Annotated in this window: 23 protein-coding genes, 2 tRNA genes and 1 pseudogene; 16 read left to right on the top strand and 10 right to left on the bottom strand. The window is 48.4% G+C overall.

Annotated elements, in window-relative coordinates; genetic code table 11:
- Positions 1 to 57: 57 nt before the first annotated feature.
- From Mpt1_RS04020 to Mpt1_RS04010, 3 genes are all read right to left on the bottom strand, one after another.
- Entirely contained in the window at positions 58 to 891 is an 834-nt protein-coding gene (locus Mpt1_RS04020) for an ABC transporter permease (protein ID WP_048112405.1), read from the bottom strand.
- Between the two features lie 4 nt (positions 892 to 895).
- On the bottom strand, positions 896 to 1834 hold the full coding sequence (locus tag Mpt1_RS04015) for an ABC transporter ATP-binding protein (protein ID WP_048112402.1): 939 nt from the start codon (positions 1832 to 1834) through the stop codon (positions 896 to 898).
- A gap of 191 nt (positions 1835 to 2025) precedes the next feature.
- Positions 2026 to 2108 (bottom strand) — tRNA-Ser (locus Mpt1_RS04010).
- A gap of 249 nt (positions 2109 to 2357) precedes the next feature.
- Here Mpt1_RS04010 and Mpt1_RS07585 point away from each other — a divergent pair.
- The 6 genes and pseudogenes from Mpt1_RS07585 to Mpt1_RS03980 all read left to right on the top strand — a co-directional run bounded on the left by Mpt1_RS07585 (position 2358) and on the right by Mpt1_RS03980 (position 7533).
- Positions 2358 to 3167, top strand: a pseudogene (locus Mpt1_RS07585) (nucleotide-binding protein).
- Positions 3136 to 3492: a CbiX/SirB N-terminal domain-containing protein gene (locus Mpt1_RS04000; RefSeq protein ID WP_082007240.1), complete on the top strand. Its 357-nt coding sequence runs from the start codon at positions 3136 to 3138 to the stop codon at positions 3490 to 3492. Before Mpt1_RS07585 ends, Mpt1_RS04000 begins: the two are co-directional and overlap by 32 nt.
- 21 nt (positions 3493 to 3513) lie before the next feature.
- Entirely contained in the window at positions 3514 to 3954 is a 441-nt protein-coding gene (cfbA, locus tag Mpt1_RS03995) for a sirohydrochlorin nickelochelatase (protein WP_052399280.1), read from the top strand.
- Positions 3951 to 5144, top strand: a complete 1194-nt coding sequence (gene cfbE / locus Mpt1_RS03990; RefSeq protein WP_048112398.1) for a coenzyme F430 synthase — start codon at positions 3951 to 3953, stop codon at positions 5142 to 5144. The genes cfbA and cfbE overlap by 4 nt, the downstream gene beginning before the upstream one ends.
- Complete coding sequence (cfbD, locus tag Mpt1_RS03985; protein WP_048112396.1) at positions 5141 to 6214, top strand: Ni-sirohydrochlorin a,c-diamide reductive cyclase catalytic subunit; 1074 nt, start codon at positions 5141 to 5143, stop codon at positions 6212 to 6214. Before cfbE ends, cfbD begins: the two co-directional genes overlap by 4 nt.
- Positions 6211 to 7533, top strand: coding sequence for a cobyrinate a,c-diamide synthase (locus Mpt1_RS03980; RefSeq protein ID WP_048112394.1), 1323 nt, complete (start codon positions 6211 to 6213; stop codon positions 7531 to 7533). Before cfbD ends, Mpt1_RS03980 begins: the two co-directional genes overlap by 4 nt.
- A 31-nt stretch (positions 7534 to 7564) precedes the next feature.
- On the opposite strand, the gene Mpt1_RS03975 is transcribed toward Mpt1_RS03980, so the two are convergent.
- A complete protein-coding gene (locus Mpt1_RS03975) occupies positions 7565 to 8377 on the bottom strand; it encodes a carbon-nitrogen hydrolase family protein (RefSeq protein ID WP_048112392.1) in 813 nt (270 codons plus the stop codon).
- Positions 8378 to 8455: 78 nt separating this feature from the next.
- Between Mpt1_RS03975 and Mpt1_RS03970 the strand changes: the two genes are divergently transcribed.
- From Mpt1_RS03970 to Mpt1_RS03960, 3 genes are all read left to right on the top strand, one after another.
- Positions 8456 to 9253 (top strand): NAD+ synthase, encoded by a 798-nt coding sequence (locus tag Mpt1_RS03970; protein WP_048112390.1) that lies wholly within the window; start codon positions 8456 to 8458, stop codon positions 9251 to 9253.
- Positions 9254 to 9296: 43 nt separating this feature from the next.
- Positions 9297 to 9369: transfer RNA gene (locus Mpt1_RS03965), tRNA-Glu, on the top strand.
- Positions 9370 to 9395: 26 nt separating this feature from the next.
- The gene (locus tag Mpt1_RS03960) at positions 9396 to 9920 is read left to right on the top strand and encodes an FmdE family protein (protein WP_048112388.1); all 525 of its coding nucleotides are present in this window, start codon (positions 9396 to 9398) and stop codon (positions 9918 to 9920) included.
- A 1-nt stretch (position 9921) separates the two neighbouring features.
- Here the strand turns inward: Mpt1_RS03960 and Mpt1_RS03955 are convergent, their stop codons facing one another.
- Genes Mpt1_RS03955 through Mpt1_RS03945 form a run of 3 tightly spaced genes read right to left on the bottom strand, consistent with a single transcriptional unit; the run spans position 9922 to position 13072 of the window.
- The gene (locus Mpt1_RS03955; protein WP_048112385.1) at positions 9922 to 10737 is read right to left on the bottom strand and encodes an ABC transporter ATP-binding protein; all 816 of its coding nucleotides are present in this window, start codon (positions 10735 to 10737) and stop codon (positions 9922 to 9924) included.
- Positions 10734 to 11825, bottom strand: coding sequence for a FecCD family ABC transporter permease (locus Mpt1_RS03950; protein ID WP_238603090.1), 1092 nt, complete (start codon positions 11823 to 11825; stop codon positions 10734 to 10736). Before Mpt1_RS03950 ends, Mpt1_RS03955 begins: the two co-directional genes overlap by 4 nt.
- Positions 11826 to 11848: 23 nt before the next feature.
- Entirely contained in the window at positions 11849 to 13072 is a 1224-nt protein-coding gene (locus Mpt1_RS03945) for a TroA family protein (RefSeq protein ID WP_148305823.1), read from the bottom strand.
- Positions 13073 to 13261: 189 nt separating this feature from the next.
- Between Mpt1_RS03945 and larB the strand changes: the two genes are divergently transcribed.
- The 3 genes from larB to larE are packed head-to-tail and all read left to right on the top strand — an operon-like array spanning position 13262 to position 16049.
- Positions 13262 to 14032, top strand: a complete 771-nt coding sequence (gene larB, locus Mpt1_RS03940; protein WP_048113801.1) for a nickel pincer cofactor biosynthesis protein LarB — start codon at positions 13262 to 13264, stop codon at positions 14030 to 14032.
- Positions 14032 to 15246 carry a nickel pincer cofactor biosynthesis protein LarC gene (gene larC, locus Mpt1_RS03935; protein WP_048112381.1) on the top strand — a complete coding sequence of 405 codons (1215 nt, stop codon included), beginning with the start codon at positions 14032 to 14034 and terminating at the stop codon, positions 15244 to 15246. The genes larB and larC overlap by 1 nt, the downstream gene beginning before the upstream one ends.
- On the top strand, positions 15243 to 16049 hold the full coding sequence (larE, locus tag Mpt1_RS03930) for an ATP-dependent sacrificial sulfur transferase LarE (RefSeq protein ID WP_048112379.1): 807 nt from the start codon (positions 15243 to 15245) through the stop codon (positions 16047 to 16049). The genes larC and larE overlap by 4 nt, the downstream gene beginning before the upstream one ends.
- A gap of 46 nt (positions 16050 to 16095) precedes the next feature.
- Here larE and Mpt1_RS03925 read toward each other — a convergent pair whose 3' ends face one another.
- Positions 16096 to 16668, bottom strand: coding sequence for an acetate uptake transporter (locus Mpt1_RS03925; protein WP_048112377.1), 573 nt, complete (start codon positions 16666 to 16668; stop codon positions 16096 to 16098).
- Between the two features lie 71 nt (positions 16669 to 16739).
- On the bottom strand, positions 16740 to 17519 hold the full coding sequence (locus Mpt1_RS03920) for a ZIP family metal transporter (RefSeq protein ID WP_048112375.1): 780 nt from the start codon (positions 17517 to 17519) through the stop codon (positions 16740 to 16742).
- Between the two features lie 92 nt (positions 17520 to 17611).
- Here Mpt1_RS03920 and Mpt1_RS03915 point away from each other — a divergent pair, with 92 nt between their 5' ends.
- The 3 genes from Mpt1_RS03915 to Mpt1_RS03905 all read left to right on the top strand — a co-directional run bounded on the left by Mpt1_RS03915 (position 17612) and on the right by Mpt1_RS03905 (position 20723).
- Positions 17612 to 17995 (top strand): CopG family ribbon-helix-helix protein, encoded by a 384-nt coding sequence (locus tag Mpt1_RS03915; protein WP_048112373.1) that lies wholly within the window; start codon positions 17612 to 17614, stop codon positions 17993 to 17995.
- A 61-nt stretch (positions 17996 to 18056) separates the two neighbouring features.
- Positions 18057 to 19385: a hypothetical protein gene (locus Mpt1_RS03910; RefSeq protein WP_148305822.1), complete on the top strand. Its 1329-nt coding sequence runs from the start codon at positions 18057 to 18059 to the stop codon at positions 19383 to 19385.
- A 69-nt stretch (positions 19386 to 19454) separates the two neighbouring features.
- Positions 19455 to 20723 (top strand): cation:proton antiporter, encoded by a 1269-nt coding sequence (locus Mpt1_RS03905; protein WP_048112369.1) that lies wholly within the window; start codon positions 19455 to 19457, stop codon positions 20721 to 20723.
- Between the two features lie 36 nt (positions 20724 to 20759).
- Here Mpt1_RS03905 and Mpt1_RS03900 read toward each other — a convergent pair whose 3' ends face one another.
- Positions 20760 to 20924, bottom strand: a complete 165-nt coding sequence (locus Mpt1_RS03900) for a preprotein translocase subunit Sec61beta (RefSeq protein ID WP_048112367.1) — start codon at positions 20922 to 20924, stop codon at positions 20760 to 20762.
- Between the two features lie 111 nt (positions 20925 to 21035).
- Between Mpt1_RS03900 and lysS the strand changes: the two genes are divergently transcribed.
- Positions 21036 to 22592 (top strand): lysine--tRNA ligase, encoded by a 1557-nt coding sequence (gene lysS, locus Mpt1_RS03895; RefSeq protein WP_048112365.1) that lies wholly within the window; start codon positions 21036 to 21038, stop codon positions 22590 to 22592.
- The last annotated feature ends 15 nt before the right edge of the window (positions 22593 to 22607 follow it).

Below are 22607 nucleotides of genomic sequence, written 5' to 3'. Positions count from 1 at the left end.
TGGCATTTCCGGGGATCGACCTTCTGCCATTAGAATGAATAAAAAGAGGAGGGAGCATCAGAACTCCCTCCTTATGAACAACAGAGCGGATAATGATGTAGTAACGGTTGCCCACACGACCATTATTGCAATGGCCAGTCCATGCGACGGGTAGAAGTATGTTATATATCCCCCGAGCGCATCCATGTAGACTGAGTTTGTTACATTTCCGTTTATGACATTCGATATATCTGCGCCGGCATATGTAATGCTGAACACCGGTTCGAAATTGAACATACTGCTCATTCCATCAATAATGTTGAATATCAGAAGCAATGCTGCAATCGTTATTATCACAGCAATGGCTCCTTTGTTGAAGAGGGAACTCATAAGCAACGCAAATCCGCCAGTACCGAGCATGAATAACAGCGCAAGTCCAAGCGACGCGAATGCGGCAGGATATACGCTTCCGGTGTTCAATAATGAAATGATCATACTCACAAAATAGTAAAGTATTATCACGCCGCCACATACTATGTAACAAGCCATCGCCTTTCCGATGAAAAGTGAGACCCTTTTCATAGGTCTGGGAAATATAAGTAGCGCCGTACGCTCTTCGAATTCTGATGACAACGTGGAAGCGCAGAACAATGACACTCCAACGATTACAAATAGGCTTATTAGTGACACATATCCGCTCATGAACTCCTGTGGGTCTTTGGAAAGTCCCCCATCGAGAGCCATTCCCAATCCTGTGATCAGAACCAACAGCAAAACCGCAATTCCTGCAAATGCATACATCTTCTTGCTTCGCAAGTGTCTCAATATCTCGTATCTTGTGACAACACAGATCTGCCTGAGGTCGTTCCTGATACCAATTTCTATTGTGTGATTCTTAATAGAACTGTCCATGATATCACCTCGACTCCTTTATCAGGTCCAGATAGATAGACTCAAGATTGTCGTTTGTTATGCTATACACATTTAGCCCCATTGCAGTGATGTCCTTGAGAAGCGATGCCTGATCGCGATCTCCGCCGTTCAGGTGTATCTCGATGTTGCCACTGTCAAGATCAACACTCTCAACATTTGTCAGTGCTCCGATGTCCTTTACGGTTTGAGATGTAACCTCGCTGTGGTTGATCACCTTGATCTTGACGACCCTGGTCCCTCCGGCATTCATTATTCTCTCGGTGGTATCATGTACAATGAGTTTGCCATGATTGATCAGCGCTACCCTGTCGCAAAGGTCGCTTACCTCATACAACATATGGGAACTCATGAAGATCGTGAGGTCATGAGTCTTGAGTGACTTCAGAACCCCGCGCACCTCGATCATCCCTCTTGGGTCAAGGCCAGAGGTCGGTTCGTCAAATATTATCACGGAGGGATCCGTAAGCAATGATTGACCGATAGCGATACGCTGTTTCATCCCCTTTGAGAATGTTCCTATGCGTTTGTCGCCCCATTCCTCCATCTTTACTTTCTCCAGAATCTCTGGGATCTTTGCGGAAAGCGACTCTTTGGTCATGCCGTTGATCTTTCCGAGATACGTCATTGTTTCAACCGGTGTCAAATAAGAATAAAACTCAGGCGTTTCCAAGACTGTGCCTACATCTGACAGCGCACCCTCTGCATTTTTTGTGACATCTATGCCGTTGATGTAAGCTTCTCCAGATGTCGCATTTGTCAGATGTGTCAATATCTTCAGGGTCGTACTTTTTCCGGCACCGTTCGGCCCGAGGAAACCGGTAAAACTATTCTTCTCAACATTTAAGGATAAATCATCTACCGCAAAGAATCCTTTATATTCTTTACGCAGACTCACTATTTCTATTGGACAGTTGCTTGTCATACTTCTGCCCCTGCGATATACGCCGCTTTATGTTTCTGTTCCATGGATATTTCTCACATCCTTGAATACAACATACGTCGAATAATATTTAATGTTAATCATTAAATTATTTATGTTAAGGATTATTAATCAAGGGGAGAATTGAGAGTGGATCGGGAGATATAAAAGCGCATTCGTCTGAAAGGAAAAGGCGCCGAGAGGGAGATTCGAACTCCCGAGGGAAGTTCCCACGAGCTTTCCAGGCTCGCGCCGTACCGGGCTAGACTATCTCGGCCTTGGCGCCTACAAACTTATTCTTGAATTAATACCTTTCTAATGTGATATTTCCCGCTGGATTGTCTGAACATCACGCGGGAAACGCAACACGTACGTATATTTCAGTGACGGCGCAGAGCTTGAGAAATGGTCGATAATTTCGTTGTCGTTGACGTCATCATGGACTTAGTTTATTTTCAACTCTGAGAGTTGGTAATATTGTTATTATAACAAATATTACTAAATATGATGTGTTATATGCAATATTATGCGTAGAATTGCGATCTACGGCAAAGGCGGAATAGGGAAATCAACGGTCGCAGCGAATGTTACCGCAGCCCTTTCAAAAAAAGGATACAAGGTCCTGCAGATCGGGTGCGATCCGAAAGCGGATTCAACAAAACTATTGCTCGGCGGGAGGCCACCGATGACCATATTGCATGCGGTAAAAAGCAATACTCCTATAGAATAGGCGATACTCAGGGGAGCGTACGGGTGTTATTGTGCCGAATGCGGGGGCCCCAGGCCCGGGTCCGGATGTGCGGGCAGAGGGATAATCGCAGCTTTCGAAGAGCTTGAAAAATGCGGCATAATAGAGCAGATCTCTCCGGATATTGTGATATATGATGTTCTTGGGGATGTCGTTTGCGGCGGTTTTGCCATGCCGATAAGGAATGGCTACGCAAGGGACGTTTTCGTTATTTCATCGGGAGAGATGATGTCTCTCTACGCAGCGAACAACATCGCAACGGCGATTTCCGATCTCAGTCACAGCGGATATGCTGCGCTGGGAGGAATAGTGCAGAATTCCAGGGGGGTGGACGATGAGGACAAGTTTGTCGAAAAGGCCGCATCCGAAATGGGGACAGAGGTAATTTAGAGGATACCTCGCGATAAGACAGTTCAGCAATGCGAAACAATAGGCAAGACCGTTGTGGAAGGTGCCCCAGGTTCAGAACTTTCCGCGATTTATTCATGTTTATCAGAAATGATCGTTGAGCGTTCGTCGGATTCCGACGGAGGAATGCGTTACGCTCGGTCAGATAATGCAACAGATCATAAAAAAACGGGTGTTTGATATGAAAAAAGGAATAATGATAATCGGCCACGGATCCAGATATAACTACAATAAATGGGTCATGGAAGAGCAGAAGAAAAGGCTTGAAGGAAAAGGATTCAGGAATGTCTACATAGGATTCAACGAGACAACATATCCGCTTGTGGAGGACGTCCTTGAGGATATGGTCAAAGATGGTATCGACCATGTCGTTGCGATCCCGTTCTTCATCGCCTGCGGACTGCATATCATGCGGGACATCCCTGAAAAACTGGGCATGCCTCACGGCGCGAACAAAGCCTCTGTAAAAAAGAAAGGCAAAAACATTTTCATAGAACTCTGGTAGCCATTTGGGAACGATCCGCTTTTGGCAACGATACTTTCCGAAAGGATAGATGAACTGACCTCAGGTAAAGGCAGCAGGATGATAATGGTTGTAGGGCACGGTTCCAGGCTGCCGTACAATAAAGAGACCGTTACTTTCCAAGCGGATCAATTGACTAAAATGGGGTATGAGAATGTGAGGTGTGCATTCAACGAATTCGATGAGCCGACAGTCGAATCCGTATTTAACGAGATGATATCGCAAGATGTGGACGAGATAATAGTGCTGCCTCTGTTCATTTCACTGGGGGCGCACCTCAAAAACGATATTCCAAAGAAGATACGTCTTGCCGACTGGATATCTGAGGACTCGCTTGTTCACGACGGCCGAAGTATAACCGTAAGGTACGCAGCGCCGATAGGCAGCGATCCAAGACTTACAGACGTGATCGCAGAGAAGATCATGGGCCGGTGGCAGGCATGAACATTCTCATTTTGGATATAGTGCACGGCGGAGAGATATTGGCTCAGGAATATTCGAAAAGAGGATGCTCCGTTGATTGTGTAGATGTCTACGGCAAAGCAAAAGAGGACATAATGTCCGACCTCAGGGAGTACGGGATATCAGTACACGATAAAATGCCGAAAGGTCATTTCGATCTCCTACTGATGCCGGTACACTGTCCTGACATGTTCCTGAATGATGTGACATATGATGAAAGAAGAACATTCCATGAAGCGGTAGGCGGATTCATCGACGGAGGATCGAGGATCGAAGTCACGGGAGTGAAAGGAAAGACAAGCTGCTGCTACCTTCTGGCACACATACTTTCGATAGACGGCAGAAGTATATTCCTCCACACTTCCAGAGGCCAAGGGGAGTGGAAAGGCGGGACACACACGATCGAGAAGAGGGTCAGCATAGCACCCACATCGCTGCTGAAGCTTCCGAAAGGTCATGATGCGGTGATAGCAGAAGTATCACTCGGAGGCAGCGGGAAGGCCGAGATGGCGATAATAACGAACCTTGCCGAAGATTATCGGATAGCAGCGAACACCAGGAAGGCCTCGGACGCCAAGGCCTCTATTTTTTCGGACGGAAAGAACATCGTCCCAAGATCTGAATCACACATATGGAGCAAATATCGGGACGGCCTGATATATTTCGGAGGCAGAGTAAGCGTCGTAAGCGGGCCGGAGATCGGTAAACCCACCAAAATAAAGGTAAACTATGATGGTGAGCATGAGCTGTTCCTGCATGGAAGTTACCTACACCTGCAGTATCTCGACACGATCGAAGCGGTGCTGGAGGCCTGCTATGAGTTGAGGGTCCCGGCTGAGCAGGCGATAAGAGGCCTGGAGACATTCAACGGTGTCCCGGGAAGAGGAGAGGTCAAGCGCACAGAGATCGGGTGGGAGATAACGGAAAGGAATCCGGGGATATCCAGGATGTCGGTCGCGAAGACCCTGGATATTTTGGGGTATATGGGACTGCTGAAAGACACAATAGTGATGTTGGAACCCATGAGCCGTAATGTCTGTGAAAAAATGGATGTGCGGGAAATAAAGGAAATGGTCGAGGATAAAGGTGCGGAGTTCTGCCTTGATGACGGCGCAGACACGCCGAAAGAAAAAAGAGTCATTCTCAGGATCATCAAAGAGGGATACCAATGAGCATACATCCGAGGCCGAATCCGATAATAGCGGCAATTTACATGCTCAGGGACATAGGTGTGGATGCAGTGGTGATACACGGGCCCGCAGGATGTGGGTTCATGGTATCGAGGATGATAGAGGATACGGGAATAAGGGTCGTGACATCCGCTATGGACGAGAACGATCTGATATTCGGGGCATCCGAAAAACTGGTGGCTGTGCTAAAAGAGGTAGAAAGAATGTTCTGCCCCAGGACCGTGGCGGTCATAGGGACATGTTCCAGTATGATCATAGGTGAGGACATGGAAACATCCATAAAGAGGTCTGGCGTAAGATACAAGACGATATTCGTCGACTGCCACGGCTGTATGGGCGACAACACCGCAGGAGCAATAAGGGCCGTCGACGCATCGGCCAAAGCCGGCATGATCTCGATTGGAGAAGCTGACCGTCAGAAGTATCTTTTATCGATGGCCACAAAGATGGAAAAGGAAAGAGGCACGGCTTCCGTTGATTACCTTCCGCCCTCTAACGGCCCGACTAAAATAGGTGTAGCAAAAAAGATCATTGATTGTCTCACAGACAACGGCAGGCTGGCAGTGGTCTCGGTGTCAAAGAAAGAGCTTGCATACAGGTTTGCGGATGTGTTCCTGGCAGTGGACGAAGCAAATAGGAAATTGGGAGGGAAGACCAGATACATAGCCAATCTGGACCCTCAAAAGGGGCTTCCGAAGATCAGAGGATACGCTTCGGACATCCTGTCCGAGCTGACCGATAAGGGAATATCAGTGGATATCGCAGGCGGGCTGGACGAATATGCCGTGATCGGAAATGTTCTTAAAGAAAAGGTCGACGGATTCCGTCCCGATCTGCTGGTCATAGCCGGAATACCTCATGCATATCCCCATCTTGAAAAAAAAGGGCAGATATTGATAACGGATCAGCCCAGACAGTTGTCCAATTATCTTTCAAAAGGATATGATGCGGTAGGAGAGATATCTTCTCATGCGATGGTCATGAACGTAAGGAACATAGTACACACCGAGACCGGGGACACCATAAGAGAGTTGCTGAAGGAGATAGCATGAAAGGAGTGGTTATCGCCGGCACGGGATCAGGTGTCGGAAAGACCTCCATCTCCACCGGGCTGATGAGTAAACTGTCCAAAAGCATGAGGGTGCAGGGTTTCAAAGTGGGTCCCGATTTTATCGACACGATGTACCACAGGTCCGCCACGGGAAGATGCTCCAGGAACTTGGATTCATTCATGATGCCGAAGGATGTTGTGAAAAAGGTCGCAGTTCATGGATCAAAGGGGGCGGACATTTCCATTGTAGAAGGGGTGCGTGGACTATATGAGGGGAGGTCGGGGAAGGATGATTCGGGGTCGACCGCAGAATTGGCAAAATTACTTGGGTTCCCGGTAGTACTTGTGGTCAATGCAAGGTCCCTCACCAGGAGCGCCGCGGCGATCGTCAAAGGCTTTATGTCGTATGATAAGGAGATAGACATAGCCGGAGTGATAATAAACAACATCTCGGGAGATCAACATGAGAATAAATTGAAGGATGCGATGGAGGAAATAGGCATAAATGTGCTGGGGATGGTCAGAAGGGATGCCGACCGTGCGATACCGGAAAGGCATCTCGGGTTGAGCAAAGACAGATCATCGGATAAAAATACTCTTGACAGCATGGAGCGCATGGTCGAAGAATTGGATCTGGATCAGCTGGTCGAGATATGTTACGGCCCGGAAACGAACGATGTTGACGATCTCTATGTGAAGAGGGACACCGGCCTTACCGCAGCGGTGCCTGTCGATGACGCTTTTTGTTTTTATTACAAAGAGAATATCGAATGTATGATGGCATCCGGCATAAAGATAAAGAATTTCAGCCCTCTTAACGGAGATATGCTCCCCGATGCGGACATATATTATCTCGGAGGAGGATATCCGGAGCTGCATCTGGAGACCTTATCTGAGAATCGGGATTTCTTTCAAGGGCTGAGAACCGCATGCGAAGATAACAAGGTAATGATCGGGGAGTGCGGGGGGATGCTCACCATGTGTTCGTCGATAGTTTCCGAAGGCATGACATACAAGGCGGCCGGTATATTCGATGCGGAAGCCGATGTCGCGGGGAAAAGACACGGTCCGTCATATGTGGTCGCAGGTTCAAATGGAAAATGCAGACTCTTCGACGGTACGATAAAAGGTCATGAATTTCATTACTCCACGGTCCGACCCGGGTCGGGGTGTGAGTTCGGGTTTGACATCTTAAGGGGCGGCGGTATAGTGGGGAACAAAGACGGGATGATATGCAGGAATTCGATAGGGACATACATGTATCAGCATGCCCTGTCGACAGACGATTGGATCGGCAGGATCACCGAAATATGTGAGTGACACAAACGGTTTGAGTATTCCTCGCCGACCCTCATGAGCCGCATTCTTTATCAAATTCAGGCGATGGATGTTCATCGGGTATCCATGCGATATCTATTCTCCTGTCATCAAGATGTCTTCTTTCCTTTCTTGCGTTCTTGACAACATCGCTATCCACATAAACACACAACACGCCCTCATCTTCTTCGAGACCGCTCAATGTGTCGCCAAGCGGACCTACAAGTCTGGACGTGCCATAGAAATTCAGATCTCCGGCGGTTCCGGTCCCGTTAACGAAGACAGTGTAAACAAGGTTCTCAAGCGAACGTGCCGGCAGGATCCTGTCCAAATATTCTTTGGAAGGTACGGCGGAAGCCGCAATACATATGTTCACATCTGCGCAGGCGAGAGCATAGTTCCTGTATACCTCGGGGAAGAAGATGTCATAGCATATCGAAAGGCCGAATATAATGTCCCCAAATGAGCAGACAACAGGTCTGTCGCCTCTGACGAATTCTTTCTCAGAATATATGCCGAAACGCGCCAAGTATAGTTTATCATATCTTGTCAACTCCTTCGGCGTTATGAAGAAGAGAGAGTTCCTTATGCCGTTGGCAGAGTATGAAGGAGCACCGACCATTATTGCGATATTCTTTTCCATACACCACAGTCTCATCTTATCTATGGCATATTGCACATCGCTCGAGAGCGGAGCGTAATCGGCACCGTATCCGGTAAGGAAAAGTTCAGGGAAAATGTACACATCCGACTTGGTCTGAGAGACCACAGCCATTATCTTATTGAGATTCGTACCCACATCGCCGACTTCCGCTTTGTATTGGCACAATGCCAGTCTTAAGCCCATGGCCCCTCATTACTGCGCCAGAACATAATACTTATGAGAAAAGAGGATTAATTAATAAACAAAAGCACATTTACTGATATGGTCGTCAAGGCTCTCCACACAATCACCGAAAAGGATGTCGACGAGATAGTCGATTTCATAAGGGGGGTCGTGAAGAGAACCGGCTGTAAAGGTATCGTTATGGGCGTCAGCGGGGGTCTGGATTCTGCGGTAACGGCGAAGCTTTGCGCAGATGCGATAGGCCCGGATAATGTTCTGGGCATATTCATGCCGTCTGTGCTCACTCCCCGAGAGGACCGTGACCACACGGAAGAAATGAGCAGATCTTGGAACATAGGATACGAAGTGGTCAATGTGCAGCCCGCGATAGAAGCATTTACGAAAACGCTCGCATCAGATGTAAGAGCGCCTTTAGAAAGGGGCAATATATCGGCAAGGTGCAGGATGATCGTCCTGTACAACAGAGCAAAGAAGCTGAACTATCTTGTTGCTGGCACATCGAACCGCAGCGAATACATGATGGGGTACTTCACAAAATTCGGCGACGGAGCATACGATATAGGTCCGATAATCGATCTGTATAAGACTCAGGTCTGGCAGGTCGCAGAGATCATCGGTGTTCCGAAAAAAGTAATAGAGAAGGTCCCGACCGCCGGCCTTTGGGAAGGACAGACCGACGAGGAAGAGATGGGAATAACATACCGCCATCTGGATATTATTCTGAACGGCATGTCATTTGGCCTTTCCGACGAGCAGATCGCAAAAGATGCGGCCATCGATATATCTAAGGTCTCGGAGATCAGATGCACAGTGTCGAAGATGGGACATAAGAGGATGCAGGCATACCGTCCAGACATCTGTTTCAACGATCCGTGACATTAGAAAGTTATATTAGCAACATCGTATTGTTGGAAAATAAGCTCCTGTAGTGTAGCGGCCAATCATGAAGCCCTCTCGAGGCTTCGACTCGGGTTCAAATCCCGGCGGGAGCACTAATCCAAATTATAAGGGTGTTATCGTGAACAATGAACTCTGGAATGAATGCGTTAGATTTCATGGACATGCCTGCCCCGGACTTGCGATGGGATACAGGGCGACAGAGTTAGGTATGGAGGCGCTGGGTATACCTATTTCAAGGGCGGCCGATGAAGAGATCGTTTGCGTCGCAGAGAACGATGCCTGCGGGCTGGACTGCGTTCAGTGCATGATATCATGCACTATAGGGAAAGCAAATCTCATACTCAGGCCGTCCGGCAAGATGGCATATTCCTTCTTTGACAGGAGAACAGGTAAAAGCGTAAGAGTGCTGTTCAAACAGAGGGATTGGTCCAAAGACAGAGAAGCGTCTGTCAGGACAATACTGACAGCTCCGGCGAACGAGATCGTTGAGTTCCGAGTCCCCAATTATGCGATACCCGAGAAAGCAAGACACTTTGACAGTATCAAATGCGATAAATGCGGCGAATATTGCAGAGAGGACAAGATCAGGCTCAGTTCCGGAAAAAAATACTGTTCCGACTGTTATCAACAATACGACAGATAAATCAGTGAATATGATCGTGTATGTCGTGAGGATGCCGATGGTCGGCCAAATGCTCATATTTTGACGATTCTCGAGGCACTACGAACGGAACTCCCTTATGATAGACGATCTCCGCATGCATCCCATACACATTCTTTATGAGATCTTCGGTGATTATCTCAACACCTCCGAAGGCAACCACTTCCCCCTCCTTCAAGAACAGGAAGCGGTCTGAGTAATGGACTGCCAGATTGATGTCGTGCATGGTCATTATCGTGCACATGCCTCTTGATCTGACAACATGCTCGACCATATGCATGGTCGTGTGTTGATTAGATATGTCCAGATTGTTGCTCGGTTCGTCAAGGATCAATATTTTCGGCTCCTGGACTATCGCTCTTGCGATCAGTGCCTTCTGGAACTCTCCTCCGCTGATGCGATCCATATATCTTAACGAAAGATGCGACATTCCCAGAGTATCGATCACAGAACTCACTTTGTCTATGTCCGACTGCGTTGCCGTCCATTCGATATGCGGTCTCCTTCCCAAAAGAACAGAGTCGAATACGCTCAGCCTCGTCACCGGAGCGCTCTGCGGAACGAAAGCGACCCTTTTTGCCAACTCTTTTCCTTTAAGATCCGAAATGCTGATATCATCGACCAGAATGCTTCCATCAGACGGTTCAAGAATGCCGCATATGCATTTCAGCAATGTTGTCTTTCCCGCACCGTTCGGCCCCAGGACCGATATTATCTGATTCTCCCCCGCGCGGAATGATACTTTATCAAGGATCTTCTTGGACCCGTATGAGAAACTTACATCCTTTACCTCGATCATCTCTTCCTGCGCCCCCTTAGAAGTATAAGAATGAATAAAGGCCCGCCGACGGCCGATGTGATTATCCCCACAGGTATCTCGGTATAGAAAGCGTAGGAACCGATGACGTATGCTATCAGCAATACTATCGACCCCACAAGCATGGATCCCAGCAACACATATCTGTTATCGTTGCCGATGACCCTTTTTACAATGTGCGGCCCTATAAGGCCGATAAACCCTATCACGCCCATGAAAGAAACAACTACGGCGGTGAGGATCGCACAAACGATAAGGCCGACATATCGGGTGTTCTTTATGTTCACGCCGAGCCCGGAAGCGACATCCTCTCCCGCCTCCATGGCGTTATAGTCCCAGCGTTTGTAAATGAAATATAAGGCGGAGATTATCAACACTGCTGCGATGATGTAGAGATTGTTCCACGTGACCTTGCTTAGGCTGCCGAACTGCCAGAAGACTATCCCGGACAGTGCGACATCGTTTGCGATGAATTGAAGGAATGCCAACCCGGCAGAGAATATCGAGCTTATCGCCAGACCGGCCAAGATTATTGTTTCCGGCGTGCATTCTGTCAATTTTACCAAAAGGATCATTATCCCGGTGGCAGCCATGGCGAATATGAACGCCAGCACGGTCACGAGGAGGGGGTTGGATATCGTCGCATAAGCCGCGGTCGTTCCTATCATCACTCCTCCCTGAAGGAATAATATGCCAAGAGAGGCACCGAATGCGGCGGCGTTGGACAGCCCCAGTGTGAACGGCGATGCCAAAGGATTCCTCAGTATGCTCTGCATAACGCTTCCCGCCACTCCCAAAGCGGATCCGGCCAATATGGCCGCAACGATCAGCCTAAGACGGAGATTCCATACGACCGAACTGTCCCATGACTTATCAGGATGGAAAATGTATTGCAATATATCCCAAAATGACAGATCTGTTGTTCCTAATTTGATCGTAAAAAGGGACAAGATGACAAGGATAACAGCCAGAATGCCGAGGAAAAGCCACTTCTTGCGCGAGTACCGAAGGTATCCCTCAGAGGTGTCCAGGGGTTCTTTTTTGATCATCTCGCGTTTTTCGATCAGCATAGTATCGTTTTCCGTATTGCCAATTATGCTGCGGCTAAGCTGTAGACGCCGTTGTTCTCGGTGATAAAGACCTCTTTGAGAAGGGGCATCTCTACACCGTTCGCAGCCGATTTCTGTTCAAAGAATGCTGTCATGTCGGCAAACACATTCTCCCCCCGATCTCCATAAAAGGTCGTGAAGACATTGTTGATCTTCTCTGTCAATTGATCCTGGGAAATGGTGCCGTACAGCAGATATGCAAGATAATATGCACTCGCAAGCGAGCTGTCGTAATTTATACTGTCCCAGATGGTCGGAACGGTTATGTACAGACGTATCCGGTCATTTGTGTTGCTGTTCGCATTCAGCTTGTACAGGTACTCTAACACAAGCTGACTGCTCTGTTCCTTGATCTTGTCCGAGGACGAGGGGTCTATCACTACTTTTTGAATGTTCATTTGAGTAAAGTTCTCTATGTTGAGCGTTACTTTCCCCCCGATGTTCTCCCCTTTGTATGCATTGTTGCCTTTTACCAGATCGAGAGGCACATATATCGGGAATGTGGTGTTCAGAGTGTTGCTGCCTTGTATCGTTACGCCGGCGACATACACGTTATCGTTGGATGTTCCGGTCAAAGATCTGAGATCGCTGATGATGGATTCGATGCCGATGATCACCTCTGCCGCTCTCTCCTCTTCTCCCAAGGCCTTTCCGAGGATGTTGAATGTGTTCTTGATATCGGCGGAAAGCCCTCCGTTCTCATCGGAGAAATTGAACGCGTCTTGTGTTTTTATGACGATCAATGCACATCTTTTTGCAAGAATATTGCAATTGTTGTTGTAATCATTCCAGACACTTTCCTGAACAACTATCAGGCTTGGGCCGAGATTCCCTATGGATTCCGCTGTGCGGGATTCAAGCGCATTATCTGCGTGATATCTTGTGAGTTCGTCAAAGGGGTAGGAATAAGAGTAAGCTCTTCCGTTCTTGCTGTCTTTGATATCTCCCTCATCGACCTCTATGACCTTTTTGCATGCGTCGAAGCAGGAAATGAATCTCAAAGGCCCGGCGCTTCCGATGGTGACAATTCCATGATCAAGCGTATCAGGCAGAGGCACGGTCCTGCCGACGGCATCGACCACTGTCTGGCCGGATGTATTGTAGAGGATGCCGTCATCATTGCTTTCATGCTCGGTCGCTATGTAAAGGCCTGCTAAAATAACAGCAACGACGATCAAGACCGCAGTAGCAATGATTTTATTATTCATCATATTGAGTAACACGAATTTTTATTTAATATTACGCACCTCTTCGGTATGACAAAGAGCCCCCTTCATTCGTTCGCTTCTCTCTCTTCATCGGCGGTATCTGGGAAAGCAATATTGAAAAAGTACCTCTACCATTGTGCTGCAGATCAAGCGAGAATAAATAACGGAAAAATAAGGGAGAAACGCAAGATGGAAAAATCAACAGAACAGGAAGATATTCTGAATTTGCTGCGTTCAGTGAAATCCGGGAAGTTAACGCCCGAACAGGTCATTGAAAAACTTCGGGCTGAGCCATTTTCAGATCTGGATTATGCAAAAGTGGATTATCACCGTTCTTTGAGGCAGGGTATGTGCGAGACCATCTACGGCAAGAACAAAACGCCGGAACAGATAGCCGGCATACTATCGGATATGCGCAAGAACGGCGCAAGGAATGTCATTGTCACAAGGATCTCTCAGACAACAGCGGATTTCATCGCAGAGCAAAATATCCCAATGGATTATCACGTCATCCCTCAGCTGGGTATTGCTTTGCCCGGTGAAAAACGTCAGCAAGTGGGGAATATCGTTATTGTAAGCGCCGGAACAAGCGATATGGCGGTGTGTGAAGAAGCGGCATTGACCGCCGAGATCCTGGGTAATAAAGTAACGCGCATATACGATGTCGGCGTGGCGGGACTTCATCGCCTCCTTGCAAGATTGGACGTCATCATCGAGGCCAGGGTCATAATAGCAGTGGCCGGCATGGAAGGAGCACTTCCCAGCGTGGTCGGGGGGATCGCAAGCTGCCCCATAATAGCAGTTCCGACCAGCGTCGGCTACGGTGCGAATTTTGAGGGATTATCGGCGTTGCTTACGATGCTGAACTCCTGTGCGGTCGGCATCTCTGTGGTGAACATTGACAACGGGTTCGGCGCCGGCGTTGTGGCCAGCCGTATCAACAGGATGAAGGGAGTATAATGAAAATACTCTACATAGAATGCAACATGGGCGCGGCGGGAGATATGTTGATGTCCGCATTGCTGGAGCTGTTGCCGGAAAAAGACGCATTCATCGACAGAATGAACAGTTTGGGATTGGAAGGCGTTCATTTGGATGTGAGGTCAGTATCCAAATGCGGGATCAACGGAACACATATTTCGGTCTTTGTCCACGGAAGGACGGAAGAGACCGATGACGGGCCGGCACACCATCATCATTCTCATACCACGATGCGTGACATCGAGGATATCTTAGTAGGTCTCCCCATATCAAAAAAGGTAAAACAACAAGCACTTGAGATATACAGCAGCATCGCGGAAGCGGAATCCAAAGTACACGGATGCCCCGTCAATAAAATACACTTCCACGAGGTCGGCAACATGGATGCCGTCGCAGATATCGTCGGTGTCTGCCTGTTAATGGAAGAACTTTCTCCGGACAGAGTGATCGTCTCATCGATAAACGTCGGAAGCGGAACCGTCCGCTGTTCTCACGGCGTAATGCCGGTACCTGCCCCGGCGACCGCTCACCTTTTGCGGAACATCCCCATATATGGAGGGAACATAAACGGAGAATTGTGCACTCCCACCGGTGCGGCTCTGCTGGCACATTTTGCAGATGAGTTCGGACCGATGCCGAAGATGACCGTTCGGAAGATCGGCTGCGGTATGGGGAAGAAGGATTTCGAAACAGCTAACTGTCTCCGCATATTCATGGGCGATGCCGGCAATTCAGAGAACGGTCCAAATGAGCGCGTTGCTGAATTATCCTGTAATATAGACGATATGACCGCCGAGGCTTTGAGTTACGCCGTTCAAAAGATCACAGAAGCAGGCGCTAAAGATGTTTTTTCTACACCCATAATGATGAAAAAAGGCCGCTTGGGAACTATGATCTCCTGCATCTGCAGTGAAGACGAAGCGGAGCATTTCGCAGCTCTTATGCTGAGGCATACGAACACATTCGGTGTCAGAAAGAGTGTTCTCGACCGTTATGTTTTGGAAAGGAATATCAAAACATACAGTACACCTCTCGGAGATGTGAGAGTTAAGACCGGCGAAGGGTACGGCGTAAAGAGGTCCAAGCTGGAATATGAGGATGTAGCATCTATTGCCGATAAGCATGGCCTGTCCATACAGGAAACGGAACGCAGGATATGGCTGCACCTGAATGATAAAAGGGATGCCGAATGACCGCCGCAGAAGAAAAGTACAGGCGCTTGAAAACTTCTCTGAAAGAGATGGGAAGTGCGGCGGTGGCGTTCTCCGGCGGTGTGGACTCCACATTTCTTCTGAAGGTCGCTCATGATGTTCTTGGGGACAATGTCATCGCCGTCACGGCGCATTCATACTCTTTCCCCAAACGTGAATCGGAGGAATGCTCCGCCTTTTGCAAAAAAGAGAACATCACGCACATAACATGCGACACCGAAGAATTGGACATAGAAGGTTTCTCTGAGAACCCGGTCAACCGATGCTACTTATGTAAAAGAGAGATCTTTACAAAGATCCTTGCCGTCGCAAAGGAATACGACACGGCTAACGTTTTGGACGGTTCCAATGCGGATGATGTCGGGGATTATCGTCCCGGCAGGCAAGCCGTTGCCGAGCTGGGTGTGAGAAGTCCGCTGTGCGATGTCGGATTGAATAAACAGGAGATCCGCGAACTGTCTAAGGGTCTCGGACTGCCTACTTGGAACAAACAGCCCTTTGCCTGCCTTTACACAAGGTTCCCATACGGCACGAAGATCGACAAACAGCGTTTGGAAATGGTGGACAGGGCGGAGCAATTTTTGATCGAAATGGGGTTCAGTCAGGTAAGGGTGCGGTATCACAGCGACCTTGCCAGGATAGAGACCGATGCAGAAGGCTTCAAATTGATGTCCGTCGAAGCGAACAGAAGAAAGATCCATGCCAAATTCAAAGATATTGGGTTCACTTATGTATCTCTGGACGTTTTGGGGTATCGTACAGGAAGCATGAATGAAAACCTCTGAGATCAGGAAAAAGTTCAAAGGGTTTTAAAAAAAGTTTGCTTTGGAATCATCCCAAAGGCAAAATCGTCTTCCCGTGCTGCTCGTTCAGAACCTCACCGAATGCCGTGTACATTGCACTTCCGCCGCAGATTATCCCTATGACACCTGCAACGTAGGCAACATCGGCGTTCTGGGTGCCGAATCTGATCGCGACTACGAAGAACAGTATGGTCAGCGTTAGGAAGACCACCTGCAGTGCGCGGGTTCCCTTCAGAGTTCCTATGAATAGGAACAGCGTAAGGACTCCCCAGATCGCAAAGAACAAGCCTAGAGAAGATGGATTCCCGGCAGTCAGCCCGGTCAGGCCTGCGGTGTTGACTCCCACGAATGTCAGCCAGAACAGACCGTATGAGGTGAATGCCACAGTTCCGAAGGTGTTACCGTTCTTGTATTCCAGTATTCCTGCTATCACTTGAGCTATTCCACCGTAGAATATTCCCATGGAGACGATCATCGAGTCCACTGAGTATAGACCAAGGTTGTGGAAAGATAGCAATACAGTTGTCATTCCGAAACCAAGCAGACCTAGGCCTGCGGGGTTGGCGATTTTTCTTATTGATGGTGATTCATTATCAGCCATAATCGGCAAAAATTTATCATAATATATAAAGCTGTACACAACCATATCCGTCAATTGTCGAACATTTTACCTCAAAGCCCCGAATTACCCATTAGAATTACGACGCACAAAATTATCAACAGACCGATCAGCATAAGCAAAAGCGAACTTATCTTGATGTCTTTTCTGTGGAATGCTTCAGGTATCATGTGCAGCATTGTTACGAACATGAACACTCCTGCCGAGAATGCAAAGGCCGGACCGGTTATGTTGCTCTCGGCACCTCCGAGCAGCAGATACGATACCAGCGCCGCAATTGGCGTGATCAGGCAGAATACCGTCATGTATGTCATGGATCTCTTTCTTCCCCCCGCAAGCAGGAAAGTGGATGAAAGTGAGAACACCTCCGCTGCCTTGTGTATGCTCAGGGCAAGCAGTATCACTACTCCGACCGACGCATCCAATGTGAATGCGGTCGCAAGAGCGAGACCGTCAAGTGCGGCATGTATCGACAGGCCGAAAAAGGCGGACAGAGATGTGACGCTGTGAGAGTGGTGATCCAAGCAGTCATCGCAGTCGCATTCCGCTTTTTTGTAGTGTTTCATCAAGAAGTCAACAGTGAACATTAAAAGGAAACCCGCAAGCGCTACGTACATCACCGTCATTATGTCGATGCCGTAAGCGTCGCTCTCTCGGACCGCTTCCGGAAATAGTATGAGGAATAGTATCCCGAGGAAGACCCCCGTACTGAATGCGATCATCAGATGCATCTGTTTGTCGGTTGCCCGGGTGGTCATCGGCAGATATGCACCGACAAATGATACAATAAGTATCACAGCCACAAAGACAAGGAACTCGACGATAGTATCCATCAATAACAAAAATAAAAGATAGTTATTAAAAGATTATGATAATGTTATTAACTTTGTATTACTAATCACCGATTTGTTAACAAGGTGAAGAGATGGTGATCGTAAGCATTTCTCTGAGCGAAGAGAGCGCAAAGGAGTTGGACGAGATCCAATCGATATTCGGTTTGAAGGGAAGAAGCGAAGCCGTGAGGAGAGCGATAAACGCCGCAAAAGCGGAAGCGCAGACGATGGAGGACATGGAGGGGACCATCGAGGGCGTATTGATAGTCGTAAAAAAAGATCACAGCGATCCTTGGATGAATATGATCCAAGCAAAACATCAAAATGAGATAAGAACGCAGCTTCACTCACACCTAAAGGATCAAAAATGTCTGGAAGTAATGGTCATCTCAAGCGAAGCTAAAAAACTGTCCTCAATGCTCAAAGAAATACATTCTATCGGGAAAGCAGACTATGTTACCTTCGTAAAGAGTTAAGGTGCAACTATAACTTTTTAATATCTATACTTCATACCCTTTCCTCGGATGGGATGGTAGCATGGGTGGTAACTCAGGCAATAATGACAGCGTAAGCTCGCAGAGGAGCTTTTTGAAGCGGATGCTTGGTCAACAAACAATCAAGCCCGCTATGCAAGCGGAAGTGAAACAAAGACACCCGGGTTTCACTGCGTCCAACGAGACGGCAGTAGCGCCCGGAAGAACGGCAAGGCCGCAGGAGACGATAAGGTCCGAAGCGGTCAAACAGCTGAATAGAGAAGGATATTATGTGTACAATACTCCTGAAAAACAGGATGTTTACATAACGATCCAGCCGGATACAGCGTTCTTTGACGATGATGAGCCTAAAATGGTCAGAATGGCCGGAGGCAGTTTCGTCAGCGGCAGCAAACGCGCGGATTCATTCACGGTACCGGTGAGGTCCGAGCCCGAACCGGAACCGATGGATTATACTCAGCCGGCAGACATCTTCAACAATGCAAAAAGAAGGCCGGTCTATGAAGAGATCGACTTCCAGATAATAATCAAGAAGAATGATTCGTTCGAAAAGGAACTGGAAGAGGCAGAGCTATACTCTCCCCTCTCTTGCAGAGAGGTTGTTGATCCGGTCCTTGAAGAGCAGGTCTTTGTGAAGAAACAGGCTGATATGGCATTTACTTCGGCAGATGCCGCGGCGCCCATAATGATGAAAGAAACGATCATCGGGTATGCGGAGCCCTCCGATTATGAAGTGGAGGACACGACCGCAGCAGAAGAAACGACAAAAACAGAAGAGAAAAAGGTGCCTATCAAAGAAGAGCCGATATATGTTGAAAAGGTTGTGATCAAAAAAGTTCACACAGCCGAGGTTCCCGCAGGATTGCATGTCGAAGGCAAGAGGCCGACAGATGTTGCAAAGATGAACGTCGGTGCGACAGAAGAGCTGTCGTCTTTCAACGGTAAATCCACAGCCGCACAGACGGCCGCAACTTCCGGGTCAAAACCTGCGGAAGCCGCACTTCCGATCGCAGAACAGATCCCTGTTGTTCATAAGACAAAAGGGGTTATCAACGTAACGGAAGCAGTGCCCTGTGCCGTTGCGGAAAAGAATTCAGAGACAGTGACAGGCCCCACGATCATTGCGATAGCCGATGAGATAGAGATGCTGAAGATAACCATCCCCGGCCTGTGCATATGCGATGAACTGATGTCCGATATGTCTGCGGATTGTATAATGGTCATCCCGGATGATGGCCTTGAGGCATATGACTGCGCCTTCAAGAGTGCACCCACTGTGACATCATCTGTCGCAGCGCAGGCAGCTTCTGGTTCGGACACATCCCTGACCAACGTAACCAAGACTACGCCATTCAAATTCAAATTCAAATAAACCCCCACCCAAACCATTTCCATGATTTTTCTATGCCAATATTATAAATGATGAACAACATCATCTCCCATGGACTTCGGCTCTATACTCATAATGTTAGTGGTGCTGATAGTCCTGGCCCGTATAGGCTCCTATGTTTTCGATCGCTTCGGCGTACCCGGGCTCATAGGCGAGATAATAGTGGGGATAATCATCGCCAACCTGATATTCGGCGAATGGTCCTTCCTCGGGATGCTGAGCGTAGAGATAGGGAACGATTCGAACCAGAATTATGAGGTCGTGAAACTCTTTGCAGAGCTTGGAGTGATATTCCTTCTGTTCTCGATAGGTCTGGAGACAAAGGTAAGGGGGTTGCTGTCTGTCGGTAAGGCCGCTACACTTGTGGCGACGATGGGTGTGATAATCCCGTTTGTGGCGGGGTTCGCATTGATACAAATATACGACGGGAACCTCACGCACGCATTGTTCCTGGGAGCGGCGCTCGTTGCGACAAGCGTCAGCGTTACCGCCCGCGTGATAAAAGATATGAATCTGGTCGATACCAAGGAAGCAAGGATAATCATCGGCGCTGCGGTGATCGATGATGTTCAGGGAATGGTGGTCCTTGCCATAGTTGTGGGAATGACCGCGACAGGCGAATCGGCAGCGTTCGATATCGCGCTTACAACCATTGAGGCGATCCTCTTTGTTCTTCTTGCGATAGCGGCCGCGCTATGGGGTGTTCCCCGGCTGTCGAAATATTTCAACGAAAGAAAGGAAAAGAGCCCTGCCGTTAAAAAAAGAAGCAGCGGTCCCGGTACGAGCATGCTCATCATCGCGATAGTGGTCTGCCTGGGCCTGTCGTGGCTTTCGGATCTGATCGGGCTCGCAGCGATAGTCGGTGCATTCTTCGGCGGCATGCTTCTGGCAGACAAAGCGGACGAGTGGAACCTTAAGGAGAAGATGGAACCGATAACAGCCCTTTTCATCTCCTTCTTCTTCCTAAATGTGGGTATGCAAGTGAACCTTGGAAGTCTGGACAACGGGCCCGTGATAATCCTGGCTGTTGTGATAATACTCCTTGCCATAGCAACAAAGTATATCGGCTGCAGCATAGGTGCAAGGGTGGGGGACAGAACCATATCCAAGGGTTCAAGGAACATTATCGGGATGGGGATGGTACCCCGCGGCGAGGTAGGGATGATCGTGGCATCGATCGGATTGGCATCCGGGGTGATGTCTTCCGAGATCTACGGTGCGGTAATAGTGATGGCGGTATCAACGACGATAATAGCCCCGCCGCTTCTGGCATGGGCGATCAGAAAAGAGTATGGGTCAACCCGGGTCGACGCATCATGATGTGCAGACGTCTAAACTGGTGAAGAAGATATGAACTTACATCGGGATGAATACCGGCAACAGCAAGATCAGAACTGTAAAAGCGATAGCGGCACCGATGACCAGTCTCGGGTTGATCTTGAGGCCTCTGTCGTCTTCCACGTCAAAGTACCTCATCAGCCCCGCTGATGATGAGAATCCGCTGTTCTTCTCTTTTGCCATAAGTAAAGGAATTAAGCATCAATATAAAAACCTACCGAGGTGACAGGCAGAAATATCCAGCAAACGACCGAAAATCTCTTTTATAGTTGTAATGTTACACGCGTGGTAAGAATGCACTGGGCAGACGTTATTGCGAAAGATGTCGCTGATACATGCGAAAAGCCGCTGATAGCGGCGGGTATCAGCCCCTCAGGCACCATACATGTTGGGAGTCTTAGGGAAGCTATTACTGCGGAGTCGATAAGGAGCGCAGTAAAGGAACTGAATGAGAATGTACGCATGATCTATCTTATTGATTCATTCGACCAGTTGAAAAAACGTTCCGACTTCCTGCCCGAATCATATGAGGAGCATGTCAACAAGCCGATATCCCAGATACCGTGCCCTTGCGGAAAACATCACAATTTCGCCCACCACTTCATACAGAACTTCCTTGATGCGGTGGAGTCCCTCGACATCGACTGCGAGGTGATATGGACGCACGAGCTTTATGAGCAGGGTAAATTCGCTCAGGCGATAGATCTATGCTTCAAAAAGAGGAAAGAAATAATCCAGATACTGCACGAGGTATCCGGGAAAGAGCAGAAAGAGGACTATGCCCCGTACAACCCCGTCTGCAAGGACTGCGGAAAATTCACCAATCCCATATTCGAGACCTATTCCTATCCGACGGTGGAGTATCAGTGCAAATGCGGATACCACGGTATCGCAGACATAACCAAAGGCGACGGAAAGCTGACGTGGAGACTGGAATGGCCCGCCAAATGGTTGATATTCGGGACATCAGCCGAACCATTTGGCAAAGACCATGCTGCCGCGGGCGGATCATATGATACCGGCGAAAGGATCGCCAGAGAGATATACGGTATCGAACCGCCGCTTCCCATACCATATGAATTCGTACAGCTCAAAGGCGTCGGCCAGATGCATAAATCGACGGGTTCGTCCGTTACTGGTCTTGATGCTATCGGCATGATGCCGCCGGAGGTTGTCAATTATCTTTTCCTGAGGATCCAGCCCAATAAATCAATCGATTACGATCCCGGTATCGGGGTCGTGGAAATGACCGATGAGTATGACAGGATGGAGAGGATATTCTTCACAGAGGGGTACAAATCAAAGGAGGTGGGAGAGAATTCCTTACGGGCATACGAGATAGCGCAGCATAACCATGTTCCGACAGAGATGCCCCTGCAGGTCCCGTACAGGCACTTGGTCAGCGTCGTGCAGATGGCAAGTACTTTTGAGGATGTATTGGCCATACTCGGCAGGACAACGGACATGTCCAAAGCAAAAGAAGAGGATATAGAAAGACTGAGGAAGCGAGTCGACTGCGTAAGGTACTGGCTAAATGGGTTCGCACCTGACGATGTGAAATTCTACGTATATCCGACGATCCCTTGCGGGACAGAAATAACAATGGGAGATAAAGTATTCTTCCAGAAGCTGGTGGAAAGGCTTAACGATGCCAACTGGGATGCGGATACGATAAGCCAGATAATAACCGAGACGGGAAAGGAGACCCCCACAGGCGTTAAAGCGGCTTTCAAAGTGATATATATGGTGTTGATCGGAAAGCCCGCAGGCCCAAGAGTAGGTCCGTTCTTGGCAAGCATGGACAAGCAGTTCGTGATAAACAGGTTCATTCAGGCAGTAAGACACACCTGAGAAAAACAGATCGGC

It is taken from the genome of Candidatus Methanoplasma termitum (genome assembly GCF_000800805.1).
In the GTDB taxonomy this organism is placed as follows: Archaea; Thermoplasmatota; Thermoplasmata; order Methanomassiliicoccales; family Methanomethylophilaceae; genus Methanoplasma; species Methanoplasma termitum.
This window is presented reverse-complemented; position numbering and strand designations above follow the sequence as displayed.